The sequence below is a fragment of the Dyella sp. ASV21 genome (genome assembly GCF_016428975.1).
Lineage (GTDB): Bacteria > Pseudomonadota > Gammaproteobacteria > Xanthomonadales > Rhodanobacteraceae > Dyella.
In genome coordinates this window covers 42,498-57,026 of the sequence record NZ_JAELTT010000016.1, presented here as the reverse complement: position 1 = coordinate 57,026, position 14,529 = coordinate 42,498, and the positions used below count along the sequence as shown (strand labels likewise).

The window sequence follows — 14,529 nt, the reverse complement described above, 5'->3', positions numbered from 1 at the left end:
CACGGGGCGCTTTTTTTGTGGGCGTCAGGCGCCGGGCTCGGTCTCGCGCAAAAAGTCGCGCAGGAACGGCACCGTAATACGCCGTCGGGCGGCCAAAGAGGCCTGATCGATGCGGTCGAGCAGGTCGAGCAAGGCCCCCAGGTCGCGGGCATAGCGATTGAACAGCCAATCCAGCACGGTGTCGTCCAGCTCGATACCGCGATTGGTGGCCTGCTGGCGCAACACGGCGCGTCGCTCGGCGTCGTCCAGCGGCTTGAGCAGCGCCTGCTGGCAGGCGCCCAGGCGCGAGCGCAGGTCCGGCAGACCCAGTCCAAGCTGCACAGGCAAGGTTTCGGCGGCGAACAGCATGGCGGCGCCCTCGGCCTTGGCCATGTTGTACAGGTCAAACAGGGCGTGTTCCGCTTCGCGGTCGCCGGCGATGACGCCCAGGTCATCCAGCGCCAGGAATTCGCTGCCGGCCACGCCGCGGATCGCCGCCGCGCGATCGTTCAAACGGGCCAGCGGCAGGTATTGCACGGTACGGCCACCCAGGATGGCCTCCTGGCACGAGGCCATCAGCAGGTGACTCTTGCCGCTACCGCTGGGCCCGGCCAGATACAGCCAGGGCGTACCCGGCGCACGCGCCAGCTGCTCGCACGCGGCGAGCGTGGCGGCATTGGAGCCGGGGTAGAAATGTTCAAAGCGCTGGCGACGCGGCCAGCGCAGGGCAAGCGGCAACTGCGGAATCATGGAGGGGGTACTGCATCCTTCTTGGCGTCGTGGCCACCGACAATGGTTCTGGTTTCCACCGAGCCTTCGGGCGTATCGACGATAACGTCCACTTCGGCCAGCACCGGATCTCCGGCGCCCTCCTCGGTATACAGCTCACTCTGGCGGTAGCGCTCCGTAAGGTACCTCAACAGCACCAAAATCACCGAGGCCGCCGGCAACGCGAGCAGGATGCCGAGGAAGCCAAACAGGTAACCGCCTGCCAGCACGGCAAAAATTACCGCCACCGGATGCAGGCCGATCTTCTCACCGACCAGCCGCGGCACCAGCACATAGCCTTCCAGCAGCTGGCCCACGGTGAAAATACCCACCACGATAAGGATGTGGGTCCAATCGCCGTACTGCACCAGGGCCGCGATCAGCGCGGAGCCAAAGCCCACGATAAAGCCCAGATAGGGCACAAAGCTGAGCAGACCGGCGACCATGCCGATCAGCGGCCCCACCGACAGCCCCATGATGGTCAACGCGGCGCCGTAGAAGATGCCCAGCGCCAGCATCACCGCGAGCTGCCCACGCACAAAGGCGCCAAGCACGCTGTCGGCCTCGCGCGCCAGATGGGCCACGGTGGGCTCCACCGAACGCGGCAGGATACCGTCGATCCAGGCCACCAGCCGATCCCAGTCGCGCAGCAGGTAAAAGGCCACCACCGGGATCAGCACCAAGTTGGTGAGCCAGGCGATCACGCCAAGGCTGGAGCGGGAAATCTTGCCCAGCAACGCAGAGGCCGCGTCACCGACCGAGCCCAGGTGCGCCTTGAGCTGCTCCACCAAGCGATCGGTATCGAAGGCCCCCGGATCCAGGTGCAACTTGGTCTGCAGCCAGGGGAGCGCGGTGTTGCGAGCCCAATCCACGTAGCGCGGCAGGTTCTGCACCAGGTTATCCACTTGGCGCGAAATCAACGGAATCAGCAGCAGCAATGCGCCGACGCTGACCAGCAACAGCACGATGAACACGATGCTCACGGCCAGCGTGCGCCCCATCCCCAGCCGCTGCAGCCGGTCGGCCAGCGGATCGCCCAGATAGGCCAGCATGGCGGCGAACACGAAGGGCATCAGCACCGGGGCCAGCAGCCAGAACACATAGAAAATGGCTGCAGTGATCGCGATCATCTGCCAGCGGCGAGAGCTGTCATGTGTCATCGGCATGGCTCATCGGGTGGGTGGGCCAGTGTGACCGATGCGCTGGGGCATCGCCAGCACAGCACGCTGGCGATACGCCGCGCGCCACGAATCGTCAGTGCACCCAGCGCAGGCTGGCGTCCGCACCGGTGTGCGCATCGCCACGCAACAGGCGGCCACCCGCGGCGAGATTGGCCGAAAGCGCGTCCATCGGCAGGCTGGCCTTGATGGCAAGCAGCATGCCGTCACCCTGCGCACTGAGCGTGCTCACCTGTCGCACGGACGGATCAGCCCGCAGCGCCGCGAGCAGGTTGGCGTAATCCTGCGCGGAATTGACCTGGGATACCCACATCTTGCCGTCGACCGTAGCCGAGCCAATCACGTTGAGCTGCTTGCCCAGGCGATCGCCCAGGCTATTGCCGGCCTCGACCAGGGCGGCGCCCACATTGCCGCCATTGGTTGTCCAGCGCTGCTGCGGACCACCGGAAAACAAGGCCCAGTCCGCGCTGGTTCCATGCACCTGGCCCAGCAGGATCAGGCCGGTCTTGTACTGACGGGCCAGCGCGGCGAGCTGATCGGGCTCGGCACTGGTGAGGCTGGGCGTATCGCCGACCTTGGCCGGGTCCGCCAGCACGGCGCTGTAGCCGCGTGCGGTGATGGCCTGGGTCATGGTGGCCAGGGTGTCGCGCGTCAGCACGCTGCCGTCCTCGTCGCGCACGATCAGCAGCACCGGGGGGCGCGGACCGGCGGCGGCCACGCCCAACTGGGTCACCAGGCGCTGCACCGCCGCCTGGTCAAAGGTGACCTGCAAGCTGAGACCGGTGGCGGCGCGCTGGTACTGGAACTGCTGCACGATGCCCGAGGCGCCCTTGAGGGCGTCGCCATAACCAGGCTTGCTGCTTAGATCCTGACCGCCTGCGGTGCGAGCCAGCACCTGGGCCAGGGCGTCGCCAAAGGCGTTGTTGCGGGCACTGTCGCTGGTGTCGGCCACCGACACCACCACCATGTAGGGCGACACCTGCCCCTGGGCATGCACGGACAGCAGCGGGGCAAAGCCCAGCATGAAACAGATGAGCAGGAGGCGTGACAGGCGCATGGGGAGGCGGATCCGGAGGGGAACGCGGAAAGTCTGCCCAATCCCGCCGGCAGCGTCCATCGAACGTGCCCGCCTTTGAACCATCCGACCCCGCCCGCGACAGGCAGGCCGCCCCCTACGCTGCTACACTTTGTCGTTTCTTCTCGCCGGGTTGCACCCCATGTCCGACGCCCTCACCTACCGCTCCGCCGGTGTCGATATCGACGCAGGCAATGCCGTGGTCGAACGCATCAAGCCCTTGGTCAAGCGCACCTTCCGTCCCGAAGTGATGGGCGGGCTGGGCGGCTTTGGCGGTCTGTTCGACCTGGCCGGCCGCTACAAGGAGCCCGTGCTGGTCTCGGGCACCGACGGCGTAGGCACCAAGCTCAAGCTGGCCCAGCAGTTGGGTCGCCATGACACCATCGGCATCGACCTGGTGGGCATGTGCGTCAACGACGTGCTGGTACAGGGCGCCGAGCCGCTGTTCTTCCTCGACTACTTCGCCACCGGCAAGCTGGACGTGGACACCACCGTGGCCGTGGTCGGCGGCATCGCCAAGGGCTGCGAGCTGGCCGGCTGCGCGCTGATCGGCGGTGAAACGGCCGAAATGCCCGATATGTATCCGCCGGGCGAATACGATCTGGCCGGTTTTACCGTGGGCGCCGTAGAAAAGTCGCAGTTGCTCAGCGGCGACCACATCGTGGCCGGCGACGTGATTCTGGGCGTGGCCTCCTCCGGCCCGCACTCCAATGGCTACTCGCTGGTCCGCAAGATTCTCGATCGCGCCGGTCGCCCGCTGGATCTGGACCTTGGCGGCGTCACGCTGGCCGATGCCCTGATGGCGCCGACCACCATCTACGTCAAGCCGATGCTGGACCTGCTGAAGAACCAGCCGGTGCATGGCATGGCCCACATCACCGGTGGCGGCCTGAAGGAAAACATCATCCGCGTGGTGCCCGATGGCTTGGGCATCCAGCTCGACGCCGCCGCCATCGTGCTGCCGCCCGTCTTTGACTGGCTGATGCGCGAAGGCAACGTGGCCCGCGAGGAAATGTGGCGCACCTTCAATTGCGGCGTGGGCTTCACCGTGATCCTTTCGCGTGACGCCGTGGCCGGTGCATCGGCGCTGCTGGCCAAGCATGGCCTGGCCAGCTCGGTGATCGGCGAAATCGTGCCCGCCCAGGGCGACGAGCGCGTACACATCGGCTAAGCCCGTGTCGAATCCGCGTCTTCGTGTGGCCGTGCTCGCCTCCGGGCGCGGTAGCAACCTGCAGGCTTTGATCGCCGCCCGCGACGCGGGCGCGCTGCCGGTCGATTTCGTGTTGGTCGGCAGTGACAAGGCCCATGCGGGCGCGCTGCAACTGGCCGCGGACGCCGCCATTCCCAGCTTCACGCTGAGCCCCAAGGGCTTTGCCAACCGCCTGGATTACGACCTGGAGCTGTTCCGCCAACTCGACGCCAGCGGCGCCGACGTGCTGGTGCTGGCCGGCTTCATGCGCATCATCGACGGCGAGGCACTCAAGCCGTGGGTGGGCCGGATGATCAACATCCACCCCTCCCTGCTGCCCAAGTATCGCGGCTTGCATACGCACCGTCGCGCCCTGGAAGCCGGCGATACCGAACATGGCGCCAGCGTGCATTTCGTTACCGCCGAGCTGGATGGCGGCCCGGTGATTGCCCAGGCTCGCATCGACATCCGCCCCGGCGATGACGAGCACCAGCTCGCCCAGCGCCTGCTCGGCTACGAGCACCAGTTGCTACCGGCCGTGCTGCGCCTGATGGCGGCACATCGTCTTACCCTGGCGCCGCCCGACCGGGTGGAACTGGACGGACGCGCCCTGAGCGCACCGCTGCAACTGCGCAACGACGATTTGGTTGACTGAACGCCCGCACGCGCCTCTACAAGTCATTCAGCCTCAACGCGTAGACTGCGGTCCTCATGACCTCACTCAACGCCTTCCGCACCACCCTCGCCGGCCTCACGCTGGCCCTCTCCGCCACCGCAGCGCTGGCGGGCACCAGCCCGGCGCCCTTCACCGCCACCTACCAGGTTTCCCAGGGTGGTCAGGTCATCGGCGAAGCCGTGGTCACGCTAAAGGCCAGCAGCGATGGCCAGTGGGAATACCGCAACCAGACGCGCGGCACGGCAGGAATTGCCGCCGCCCTGGGCGCCAACTCCAGCGAAACCACGCGCTTTCGCTGGAACAACAACACGCCGGAAACCGTCAGCTACGACTACCGCATGGACGCGGCGATCAAGAGCAAGCAGCGCCATACCGACGTGAACTGGACCACCGGCCAGGTCACCGTAAATGAAGGCAAGGGCCCCATGAGCTATCAAAGCGCGCCTGGCATGGTGGATCGCAACACCACGCCCTACGCCATCGGGCTGGCCTTGCGTGCCGGAAAGCAGAGCGTGGCACTGCCTGTTGCGGTCAAGCACAACGTGGAAACGCAGGAGTTCAAGGTCGCCGGCAAGGACACCGTGAAGGTACCGGCAGGCAGCTTCCAGACCGAGCGCGTGGTTCGCAGTGGCGACGATAATGCTTTCAGCGCATGGTATGCCCCGCAAAAGTACCCGGTGCCCGTAAAGCTGGCGCAGAGCGATGGCGGCAACCTGGAGTTGCAGCTGGTGAGCTACAAGAACGGCAACTAAGGCAACCGTTGGCGAGAAGCGCTTCACCGCGTATGCGTTGCGTTCGGCGCAAGCAGGTAAATCTTCGCCGCCCAATTGCTGACCGACGCCAAAGAAAAGTCACTGGATGCCCGCGGTCCCCTCGATAACGAACCGTTGAGAACGAAGGGATTCCGCTGACGAAAAAGGCCGCTTGCGCGGCCTCTTTCCTGGGCGATGAAAGCCGTCGGTCAGGACGGCAGGCGGCGAATCTTCGCGCCGAGCACGCCCAGCTTTTCCTCGATGTTCTCGTAGCCGCGATCGATGTGGTAAACGCGATCGACGATGGTGTCGCCCTCGGCCACCAGGCCGGCCAGCACCAGACATGCCGATGCGCGCAGGTCGGTGGCCATGATCGGCGCACCGCTCATCTTTTCCACACCCTTGATGATCGCGGTATTCCCTTCCAGGCGAATGTCCGCGCCCAGGCGCTGCAGTTCCAGCGCATGCATGAAGCGATTCTCGAACACCGTCTCGGTGATTACGCCCACGCCCTCGGCCACGCAATTGAGCGCGGTGAACTGCGCCTGCATGTCGGTGGGAAACGCCGGATACGGCGCCGTGGTGATATTTACCGCCTTGGGGCGGCGACCGCGCATGTCCAGCTCGATCCAGTCGGCACCGGTGGAAATATGCGCGCCAGCCTCTTCCAGCTTGGCCAGCACGGCGTCGAGCGTATCGGCACGCGCGTTGCGCGCACGCACCTTGCCGCCGGTCATGGCCGCGCCGACCAGGAAAGTGCCGGTTTCGATACGGTCGGGCAGCACTTCGTATTCGGCGCCGTGCAGGCGCTCTACACCGTGAATGGTGAGCGTGGAGGTGCCGACGCCTTCGATCTGCGCGCCCATGGCGATCAGGCAGTGCGCCAGATCGACCACTTCCGGTTCCTGCGCGGCGTTCTCGATGATGGTGGTGCCCTGCGCCAGCGCAGCAGCCATCATGATGTTCTCGGTACCGGTGACGGTGACCATGTCCATCGCGATGCGCGCACCCTTGAGGCGCTTGGCCTTGGCCTTGATGTAGCCGTTCTCCACGACCACGTCGGCGCCCAGCGCCTGCAGGCCGCGAATGTGCTGATCCACCGGACGCGAGCCGATGGCGCAGCCGCCCGGCAACGACACTTCCGCCTCGCCGAAGCGAGCCACCAGCGGGCCCAGCACCAGGATCGACGCACGCATGGTGCGTACCAGGTCATACGGCGCGAAGTACTTGTCGGTGGAGCGCGGATCGATGTGCATCTTCATGCGATCGTCCAGCACCAGCTGGGTGCCCATCTGGCCCAACAGCTCGATGAAGGTGGTCACATCGTGCAGGTGCGGCACGTTGCTGATCGCCACCGGCTCGTCGGCCAGCAGGCAGGAAGCGAGGATCGGCAACACGGCGTTCTTGGCGCCCGAAATACCTACCTCACCGTGGAGCGGCTCGCCGCCACTGATCAGGATCTTGGCCATCAAAAGTCCTTGCGAATAATGCGTGGAAGTCGCTGCGCAGCCCTCAACGGCGCGCGGCGGCTTCCTGCGGGGTCAGGGTTTTCAGAGCGAGTGCATGGATCGCACCACCCATGAGATCCCCCAGCGCGGCGTAAACCAGGCGATGCCGCGCCAGCGGGAGCTTGCCCGCGAACTGCTCAGCCACCACTTCAGCCTCGAAGTGCACGCCGTCGTCACCGCTCACGGCAGCCTGCGCACCGGGCAGGCCTTGTTCAATCATTGCCTGGATGGTGGCAGCGTCCATGGTTTTTCCACTAACAGGGGTCGGTCGACGCCCTGGACTGGAGACATCCCAGGCCCAAGGGCACCGACTATGACGTTAAAATGCGAATATGCCATGTTAATGGAAAACCTCTGTCGCAGAAACGACACGCGTTGACGGCCGCCCGAAACAGGCGCCACCACCACCGCACAACCCAATGATTTATTGCGACATTTCTGACCAGCGCCGCGATGGAGCGGTGACGGAATGCCGGCACCGACCCCGAGGACGCATGAACGCCCACGTCGCCCCAGCAAGCCAGCACGCGATCAACGCCGACGCCATCGTGCGCAGCGCGCGCACCGTGATCGCCACCGAGGCGGCCGCCATTCGCGCGCTCGAACCCCGTATCGGGCCCGAGTTCGTGGAAGCCTGCCGCCTCATCATGGGCTGCGCCGGACGCGTCGTGGTCACCGGCATGGGCAAGTCCGGCCACGTCGGCCGCAAGATCGCCGCCACCCTCGCCTCCACCGGCACGCCGGCCTTCTTCGTCCATCCGGGCGAAGCCAGCCACGGCGACCTCGGCATGATCCTGCCGCAGGATGTGGTGCTGGCGCTGTCCAACTCCGGCGAAACCGACGAAGTGCTGTTCATCCTGCCGGTGATCAAGCGCCAGGGCATTCCGCTGATCGCCATTACCGGCAACGCCCGTTCCTCGCTGGCCGATCAGGCCGAGGTGCACCTGGACGCCAGCATCGCCGCCGAAGCCTGCCCGCTGGGCCTGGCCCCCACGGCCAGCACCACCGCAGCGCTGGTCATGGGCGACGCCCTCGCCATCGCCCTGCTGGAAGCACGCGGCTTTACCTCCGAAGATTTCGCCCGCTCGCATCCGGCAGGCAGCCTGGGCCGCCGCCTGTTGCTGCATATCAGCGACGTCATGCATACCGGCGAAGGCATTCCGGCGGTGGCGCCCAACGCCACCCTTACCCAGGCGCTGATGGAAATGACCCGCAAGCACCTGGGCATGACGGCGGTGATCGACGCCGACCGGCGCCTGCTCGGCGTGTTCACCGACGGTGACCTGCGCCGCGCCCTGGACGACGATGGCGTGGACCTGCGCGGCGCCACCGTGGCCGAACTCATGACCCGAGGCCCCAAAACCATCGGCGCGGACAAGCTCGCCATCGAAGCCGCGCAGCTGATGGAAAAGCACCAGATCCACGCCTTGCTGGTGGTCAACGACCAGCAGCAAGTGGTGGGCGCGCTGAACATTCACGATCTGCTCCGCGCCCGTGTGGTCTGATCGAAAGGCTCGGCTGCTATCACTGAACGCGTCCACCAACCGGCTCGCCCGGCGTTGGACGGTATCGTCCCCCTGCCCCTTTGCCGAACGCATCCATGTATCTGGCTGATATCCCCACTGACGTACTCGCCCGTGCCGCCAAGATTCGCCTCGTCGTGTTCGACGTGGACGGCACGCTGACCGACGGCCGCCTGTGGTACGCCGAAGACGGCCACGAAACCAAGGTGTTCCACGTACACGACGGCCTGGGCCTCAAGTTGCTCATGGCCAATGGTGTGCAGGTCGCCATCATGTCCGCCCGCATCAGCCACCCGGTGGCGTTGCGCGCGGAAGAGCTGGACATCGCCCATGTCTACCAGGGCCAGGGCGACAAGGGCGCCTGCCTGGAGCAGTTGCTGGAAGCCCTGGCACTTACGCCGGATCAGGTGGCCTTTGTCGGCGACGATCTACCCGACCTGCGCCCAATGCGCAGGGTTGGTCTCGCCGTCGCCGTGGCCAACGCGCATCCCTGGGTGAAGGAACAGTCGCACTGGCAGACCCGTCTCGGCGGCGGCCTTGGTGCCGCGCGCGAGATCGCCGACCTCATCCTGCACGCTCAAGGCCGCACCGACGCCGAGCGGGAGCGCTGGCTGTGAGCTTGCGGTCCTATCTGCGCGACCGGGGCATTCCGGTAGCGATCGTGCTGGTCGGCCTGGCGACCGGTGGCGCCCAGATGCTGTATTGGTGGCTGGCCCCGGCCCCCAAGGTCAGCGACTTCGTAGGCCCGCCCCGCTCCGGTTACACATTGACCAATTTCCGGCTGTGGTCCTACGGCGTGGACGGCCTGCCCAGCTTCAGCATGGTCGCCCCGCACCTGGAGCGTCGCGAAAACGACGAATCGCTCTATATCAACACGCCCAAGTTCGAACTGCCCTCCAACCAGGCCGGCGTACCGCCGTGGCTGGGGGATTCGCTCTACGCCTGGGTGGACAAGAGCGGTACCCTGCTCAAGCTGCAAGGGCCGGTGTACATGCACCGCGCCGCGTTCGGGGACACCGACGCGGCCGAAATGCACACGTCCGAAGTGACCGCCTGGCCCAAGGAAAACCGCATGGTCACCGACGCCCCAGCGCATATGACGCAAGGCGCCCGTACACTTAACGGGGTCGGCATGCGTGCCAACCTCAATACCAATCATCTGGAGCTGCTCGATGAAGTCACCGGCTCGTTTCCGCCGCGCCCCAAGAAGTCTCAAGCTGCACCTCGGGCTGCTGTGCCTGGGGCTGCTCATCCTGCAGCCGGCGCTGGCCAAGCAGGATGACCGCAACCAGCCGATGAACTTCTCGTCCAAGTCCATGGACGGCTTCAACGCGCCCAACACCATCACCACGCTCACCGGCAGCGTGGTGGCCACGCAGGGCACCATGAAGCTCACCGGCGACATCGCCAAGCTCTACCTGGATGGCGACAGCCAGGTATCGCGCGCCGTGGTGAACGGCAAGCCGGCGCACATCGAACAGCTGGACGACGCCGGCAACCTGATGCAGGGCGACGCCGCCCAGCTCGACTACGACAACATCAACGGCATCGCCGTGCTTACCGGCAATGCCGTGGTGCGCCAGCAGGGTCGCGGCGAGTTCCACGGCGACAAGCTCACCTACAACACCCAGACGGCGCTGATTACCGGCGAAGCCGGCGGCGATGGCCTGGTACATGGCGTGATTCTGCCCAAGCAGAAGCCTGGCGCTCCGGCGGCTACCCCGCCCAAGCCGGCCGCCACCCCGGCGCCGCAGCAGCCCGCCACCAAGCCGGCCGAGGGCCACTGATCGATGCTTTCCGCTGAAGGGCTGCAAAAAAGCTTCAAGTCGCGCCAGGTCGTGCGCGACTTCGCGTTCTCCATCCGTGAGGGTGAAGTGGTGGGCCTGCTCGGCCCCAATGGTGCCGGCAAAACCACCTGCTTCTATATGGTGGTGGGCCTGATCGAGGCCGATGCCGGCGTCATCAAGCTCGACAAGCAGGACATCACCGGCCTGCCCATGCACCTGCGCGCCAAGCTGGGCATCGGCTATCTGCCGCAAGAAGCTTCGGTGTTCCGTCGCCTCAGCGTGGCGGACAACATCATGGCGGTGCTGGAGCTACGCGAAGGCTGGGACGAAAAGCGTCGCACCAACGAGCTGGAAAGCCTGCTGGACGAACTGAAGATCTCGCACATCGCCGACCAGAAGGGCATCAGCCTTTCCGGTGGCGAGCGTCGCCGCGTGGAAATTGCCCGCGCGCTGGCCGCGCATCCGCGCTACATGCTGCTGGACGAACCGTTCGCGGGCGTGGACCCGATCTCGGTGGGTGAAATCCAACGCATCGTGCGCCATCTCAAGGAGCGCGGCATCGGCGTGCTGATCACCGATCATAATGTGCGCGAAACCCTGGGCATCTGCGACCGCGCCTACATCCTCAACGATGGCGAAGTACTGTCGCGCGGCACACCCGCGCACATTCTTGCCGACGAGAAGGTGCGCGAGGTCTATCTGGGGCGCGAGTTCCGCCTGTAAGCTCAGTTTTTGGACGTCCGCCAGCCTCGCGCAAGCTGGGCGGTAGCTTGGCGCACCCGATTATACGGATCACTGGCTACGCTCCGTTGAGTGTAGGACTCTCCACCGTACGGGATACGTCAATGTGCGAACGGCTCTATGGCCGCCCCAACCTGCGAGGGGTTAGGATGTTCTTCGCCTACTTATTGATTTCGCTGGCATGAAACCCGGACTGCAGTTTCGACTCAACCAACAGCTCACGCTGACGCCGCAATTGCAGCAGGCTATTCGCTTGCTGCAATTGTCTCAGCTTGAGCTGGAAGCGGAGCTGCGCCAGATCGCCGAAAGCAATCCATTGCTGGAGTTCTCCGAAGACAATCCGGAAGCCGTTGACGGCGAGGATCACGAAAACATCGAGCTGCCGCCGCCCAACACCAGCAGCGCCAGCAGCAGCGATAGCGCCGACGATGGCGAAGCCTCCGACTGGAGCGACAGCGGCGGCGCAGCCGAAGATCCCATCGATTTCTCTGGCGGCAGCGGCGCGTCGCGCAACAGCGCAAGCGGCGACGAAGACGGCTTCGAACCGCAAAGCGCGGCGCCCGAAACACTGCAGGAACACCTGCTGTGGCAGCTCAACCTCACCCATATGAGCGTGCGCGAGCGCACGATTGCCACGGTGCTGATCGACGCGCTCAATCCTGACGGTTATCTCACCGAAAACATGGAGTCGCTGCTCGCCGCCGTGCCCGCCGACCTCAAGGCCAGCGCCACCGACATCGAGCACGTGCGACGCCTGCTGCAACGCTTCGACCCCACCGGCGTCGCCAGCGTGGATCTGCGCGACTGTCTGCGCGTGCAGTTGGAACAATTCGATCCCGAGCTGCCTCAACGCGAACTCGCCCTGCGCATTGTCGATGCGGAGCTGGAGCTGCTCGCCCGCAACGATATCTCTCGCCTGGCGCGCAAGCTCAAGGCGAGCGAGGATGAAACCACCGCCGCGGCCGTACTGATCCGCAGCCTGGATCCGCGCCCTGGTGCGGCACTGGACGTGACGCCCGTCGAATACGTGGCGCCAGACGTGTATGCGCGCAAGGATAATGGACGCTGGCGCGTCAGCCTCAACCCCGACTGCCAGCCTCGGCTGGGCCTGAACCAGCATTACTGCGGCCTGATCGCCCAGGCGCGCGGCAGCGATGCCAGCTGGATGCGTGGCCAGTTGCAGGAAGCACGCTGGCTCATCAAGAGCCTGGAATCGCGCGCGGAAACCTTGCTCAAGGTGGCTGAAGCCATCGTACGCCGCCAAAGCGCCTTCCTCGACTATGGTCCCGAAGCCATGCACCCGCTGGTGCTGCGCGAGGTTGCCGAAGAAGTAGGCATGCACGAGTCGACCATTTCACGTGTAACTACTCGCAAGTACATCCATACCCCGCGCGGCACGTTCGAACTCAAGCACTTCTTCTCCAGCGGCGTGTCCACCGAAGATGGTGGCAGCGCCTCGGCGACCGCGATCCAGGCCATGCTGCGCAAGCTGGTGGACGCCGAGGATGCGCGCAAGCCGCTGTCCGATCAGGCTATCGCCGAAGAGCTCCATCGCAAGGGCATCCAGGTTGCTCGCCGCACGGTTGCCAAGTACCGTGAAGCCATGCGCATCCCCAGCTCCAGTGAGCGGCAGCGCGCCGGCTGAGTCCGCTCACGCCGACCGCGGCAAAGCGTCTCGGGAACTTGGCGACGCAAAAGTCGTCTCCATATTCGTAGTGAAGTCGATCCGAAGGGAAACCTGTCATGTCCAACGCGTGAAGGTCCGCATAACGCGAAACCCAACCGACGAGCGCATAGTGACTATCCCGACTTGGTGAGGAGGCCGGAAACCCATCGGATATCCCCGGACTTAAAAAAGGTGTGTCGGCCACGACCTAAGCAGCCGGCGCATCGACCCCAGCCGCGTCCGCGGCAAGTACCAGAGGAGGCGCAACATGCAAGTTCAGCTCAGCGGTCAGCAGATTGAAGTCACCCCGGCCCTTCGCGATCACGTAAACAGCCGGCTTGACCGCCTCACCCGCCTCGACGACCGCATTCTCAGCCTCAGCGTCGTGCTATCGGTGGACAAACTGCAGCAGCGCGCGGAAGGCACGCTCGGCGTGACCGGCGCCACCCTGCATGCCGAGGCCAATGAGAGCGATATGTACGTCTCCATCGACGTCTTGTTCGACAAGCTGGTGGCCCAACTGCGCAAGCACCGCGAGAAGGTCTCCGACAAGCATCAGCGCGCCGTGCGCGACGAGCGCCAATACGGCTGACGCCTCCGGCCCGCCCGTCCCCACGGGCGGGCCGTTCCCCCCATCGTCCCCATGCAAGGCGTCCGCCGGTGCGAACTGGCACAATATCCCTGTAGCCGCCGGGCCCTGCGTGCCCCTACTCCCGCGGCGCAAAGGATATGGCTTGGACCGGCTCACCGCCCGACAACTCTACGATGGTGTCCACGAGCGCATGGCGCTGCGCTGGGTTTCCGGCATGCGCGGCGAGTCGCGCGTACTGGAGCAGGCGGCCACCACCACGCGACGTCCGTCGCTGATCGGCTACCTCAACGTCATCTATCCCAACAAGATTCAGATCATCGGTACCGAGGAGTTGAACTTCCTCGACAGCCTGGATTCGCGCCAGCGTTGGGAGGCGATCAACAAAATCGCCGCCTACCAGCCGGTAGCGATGATCGTGACCAAGGACCAGCCCATCCCCGCGGATCTGCGCGAAGTAGCGGAGGAAACCAACACCCCGCTGTGGATCAGTTCCAAGCGCGGCCACGAACTGCTCACCTGGATGCAGTACCACCTGGCGCGCATCCTGGCACCCAAGGTCACGCTGCATGGCGTGTTCCTGGAAGTGTTCTCCATTGGCGTGCTGATTACCGGCGAATCGGGCTCGGGCAAGAGCGAATTGGCGCTGGAACTGATCAGCCGCGGCCATCGCCTGGTTGCCGATGACGCCACCGAATTCACCCTGATCGCGCCGGACGTTATCGACGGCACCTGCCCCGAACTCCTGCAGGATCTGCTCGAAGTGCGCGGGCTGGGCGTGCTCAACGTGCGCGAGATGTTCGGCCACACGGCCGTGAAGCCATCCAAGTATCTTCGCCTGGTGGTGCACCTCAAACCGCTGCGTGAAGGCGAAGACACCGACGGCCTCACCCGCCTCACCGGCGACATCGGCCATCGCGAGATCTTCGAAGTACCCGTGCCGATGATAACCATTCCGGTGGCGCCCGGCCGCAACCTTGCCGTGCTGGTGGAAGCGGCGGTGCGCAATCACGTCCTCAAGAGCAAGGGCATCGACCCTGCCCAAACCTTCATCGACCGCCAGGCGCACCAGATGCGCCGGCTGCCGCCGTGGTGAAC

16 protein-coding genes are annotated in these 14,529 nt (G+C 65.2%); 11 read left to right on the top strand and 5 right to left on the bottom strand.

Annotated elements, in window-relative coordinates; all coding sequences use genetic code 11:
- Positions 1–24: 24 nt before the first annotated feature.
- The 3 genes from hda to JHD67_RS07885 all read right to left on the bottom strand — a co-directional run bounded on the left by hda (position 25) and on the right by JHD67_RS07885 (position 2,982).
- A complete protein-coding gene (gene hda, locus JHD67_RS07895) occupies positions 25–729 on the bottom strand; it encodes a DnaA regulatory inactivator Hda (RefSeq protein ID WP_199098623.1) in 705 nt (234 codons plus the stop codon).
- On the bottom strand, positions 726–1,907 hold the full coding sequence (locus tag JHD67_RS07890; RefSeq protein WP_199098645.1) for an AI-2E family transporter: 1,182 nt from the start codon (positions 1,905–1,907) through the stop codon (positions 726–728). The genes hda and JHD67_RS07890 overlap by 4 nt, the downstream gene beginning before the upstream one ends.
- Positions 1,908–2,001: 94 nt before the next feature.
- Positions 2,002–2,982, bottom strand: a complete 981-nt coding sequence (locus JHD67_RS07885; protein WP_199098622.1) for a DUF2066 domain-containing protein — start codon at positions 2,980–2,982, stop codon at positions 2,002–2,004.
- A 160-nt stretch (positions 2,983–3,142) separates the two neighbouring features.
- Here JHD67_RS07885 and purM point away from each other — a divergent pair, with 160 nt between their 5' ends.
- The 3 genes from purM to JHD67_RS07870 are packed head-to-tail and all read left to right on the top strand — an operon-like array spanning position 3,143 to position 5,617.
- Positions 3,143–4,171: a phosphoribosylformylglycinamidine cyclo-ligase gene (gene purM, locus JHD67_RS07880; protein WP_199098621.1), complete on the top strand. Its 1,029-nt coding sequence runs from the start codon at positions 3,143–3,145 to the stop codon at positions 4,169–4,171.
- Positions 4,172–4,175: 4 nt separating this feature from the next.
- Positions 4,176–4,844, top strand: a complete 669-nt coding sequence (purN, locus tag JHD67_RS07875; protein ID WP_199098620.1) for a phosphoribosylglycinamide formyltransferase — start codon at positions 4,176–4,178, stop codon at positions 4,842–4,844.
- Positions 4,845–4,900: 56 nt separating this feature from the next.
- On the top strand, positions 4,901–5,617 hold the full coding sequence (locus tag JHD67_RS07870; protein ID WP_199098619.1) for a DUF3108 domain-containing protein: 717 nt from the start codon (positions 4,901–4,903) through the stop codon (positions 5,615–5,617).
- Positions 5,618–5,826: 209 nt separating this feature from the next.
- On the opposite strand, the gene murA is transcribed toward JHD67_RS07870, so the two are convergent.
- Both murA and JHD67_RS07860 read right to left on the bottom strand, forming a co-directional pair.
- Entirely contained in the window at positions 5,827–7,086 is a 1,260-nt protein-coding gene (murA, locus tag JHD67_RS07865; protein ID WP_199098618.1) for a UDP-N-acetylglucosamine 1-carboxyvinyltransferase, read from the bottom strand.
- A 43-nt stretch (positions 7,087–7,129) separates the two neighbouring features.
- Entirely contained in the window at positions 7,130–7,369 is a 240-nt protein-coding gene (locus tag JHD67_RS07860) for a BolA/IbaG family iron-sulfur metabolism protein (protein ID WP_199098617.1), read from the bottom strand.
- A gap of 250 nt (positions 7,370–7,619) precedes the next feature.
- Here JHD67_RS07860 and JHD67_RS07855 point away from each other — a divergent pair, with 250 nt between their 5' ends.
- The 8 genes from JHD67_RS07855 (at position 7,620) to hprK (ending at position 14,527) form a co-directional block, all read left to right on the top strand.
- Positions 7,620–8,630 carry a KpsF/GutQ family sugar-phosphate isomerase gene (locus tag JHD67_RS07855; protein WP_199098616.1) on the top strand — a complete coding sequence of 337 codons (1,011 nt, stop codon included), beginning with the start codon at positions 7,620–7,622 and terminating at the stop codon, positions 8,628–8,630.
- Positions 8,631–8,725: 95 nt separating this feature from the next.
- The gene (locus tag JHD67_RS07850; RefSeq protein ID WP_199098615.1) at positions 8,726–9,265 is read left to right on the top strand and encodes an HAD-IIIA family hydrolase; all 540 of its coding nucleotides are present in this window, start codon (positions 8,726–8,728) and stop codon (positions 9,263–9,265) included.
- Positions 9,262–9,930: an LPS export ABC transporter periplasmic protein LptC gene (lptC, locus tag JHD67_RS07845; RefSeq protein WP_199098614.1), complete on the top strand. Its 669-nt coding sequence runs from the start codon at positions 9,262–9,264 to the stop codon at positions 9,928–9,930. The genes JHD67_RS07850 and lptC overlap by 4 nt, the downstream gene beginning before the upstream one ends.
- Positions 9,821–10,435, top strand: a complete 615-nt coding sequence (gene lptA, locus JHD67_RS07840) for a lipopolysaccharide transport periplasmic protein LptA (RefSeq protein ID WP_199098613.1) — start codon at positions 9,821–9,823, stop codon at positions 10,433–10,435. The genes lptC and lptA overlap by 110 nt, the downstream gene beginning before the upstream one ends.
- A gap of 3 nt (positions 10,436–10,438) precedes the next feature.
- On the top strand, positions 10,439–11,158 hold the full coding sequence (gene lptB, locus JHD67_RS07835; protein WP_199098612.1) for an LPS export ABC transporter ATP-binding protein: 720 nt from the start codon (positions 10,439–10,441) through the stop codon (positions 11,156–11,158).
- Between the two features lie 199 nt (positions 11,159–11,357).
- Complete coding sequence (locus tag JHD67_RS07830) at positions 11,358–12,821, top strand: RNA polymerase factor sigma-54 (protein ID WP_199098611.1); 1,464 nt, start codon at positions 11,358–11,360, stop codon at positions 12,819–12,821.
- 289 nt (positions 12,822–13,110) lie between these two features.
- Positions 13,111–13,434 carry a ribosome-associated translation inhibitor RaiA gene (gene raiA, locus JHD67_RS07825; RefSeq protein WP_199098610.1) on the top strand — a complete coding sequence of 108 codons (324 nt, stop codon included), beginning with the start codon at positions 13,111–13,113 and terminating at the stop codon, positions 13,432–13,434.
- 142 nt (positions 13,435–13,576) lie between these two features.
- A complete protein-coding gene (hprK, locus tag JHD67_RS07820) occupies positions 13,577–14,527 on the top strand; it encodes an HPr(Ser) kinase/phosphatase (protein ID WP_199098609.1) in 951 nt (316 codons plus the stop codon).
- Positions 14,528–14,529: the final 2 nt, after the last annotated feature.

Excerpts from the sequence above, each read along its gene's own strand:
- hda (WP_199098623.1), bottom strand. The coding sequence starts at position 729 with ATGATTCCGCAGTTGCCGCTTGCCCTGCGCTGGCCGCGTCGCCAGCGC.
- JHD67_RS07890 (WP_199098645.1), bottom strand. The coding sequence starts at position 1,907 with ATGACACATGACAGCTCTCGCCGCTGGCAGATGATCGCGATCACTGCA.
- JHD67_RS07885 (WP_199098622.1), bottom strand. The coding sequence starts at position 2,982 with ATGCGCCTGTCACGCCTCCTGCTCATCTGTTTCATGCTGGGCTTTGCC.
- purM (WP_199098621.1), top strand. The coding sequence starts at position 3,143 with ATGTCCGACGCCCTCACCTACCGCTCCGCCGGTGTCGATATCGACGCA.
- JHD67_RS07870 (WP_199098619.1), top strand. The coding sequence starts at position 4,901 with ATGACCTCACTCAACGCCTTCCGCACCACCCTCGCCGGCCTCACGCTG.
- murA (WP_199098618.1), bottom strand. The coding sequence starts at position 7,086 with ATGGCCAAGATCCTGATCAGTGGCGGCGAGCCGCTCCACGGTGAGGTA.
- JHD67_RS07860 (WP_199098617.1), bottom strand. The coding sequence starts at position 7,369 with ATGGACGCTGCCACCATCCAGGCAATGATTGAACAAGGCCTGCCCGGT.
- JHD67_RS07855 (WP_199098616.1), top strand. The coding sequence starts at position 7,620 with ATGAACGCCCACGTCGCCCCAGCAAGCCAGCACGCGATCAACGCCGAC.
- JHD67_RS07850 (WP_199098615.1), top strand. The coding sequence starts at position 8,726 with ATGTATCTGGCTGATATCCCCACTGACGTACTCGCCCGTGCCGCCAAG.
- lptA (WP_199098613.1), top strand. The coding sequence starts at position 9,821 with ATGAAGTCACCGGCTCGTTTCCGCCGCGCCCCAAGAAGTCTCAAGCTG.
- lptB (WP_199098612.1), top strand. The coding sequence starts at position 10,439 with ATGCTTTCCGCTGAAGGGCTGCAAAAAAGCTTCAAGTCGCGCCAGGTC.
- JHD67_RS07830 (WP_199098611.1), top strand. The coding sequence starts at position 11,358 with ATGAAACCCGGACTGCAGTTTCGACTCAACCAACAGCTCACGCTGACG.
- raiA (WP_199098610.1), top strand. The coding sequence starts at position 13,111 with ATGCAAGTTCAGCTCAGCGGTCAGCAGATTGAAGTCACCCCGGCCCTT.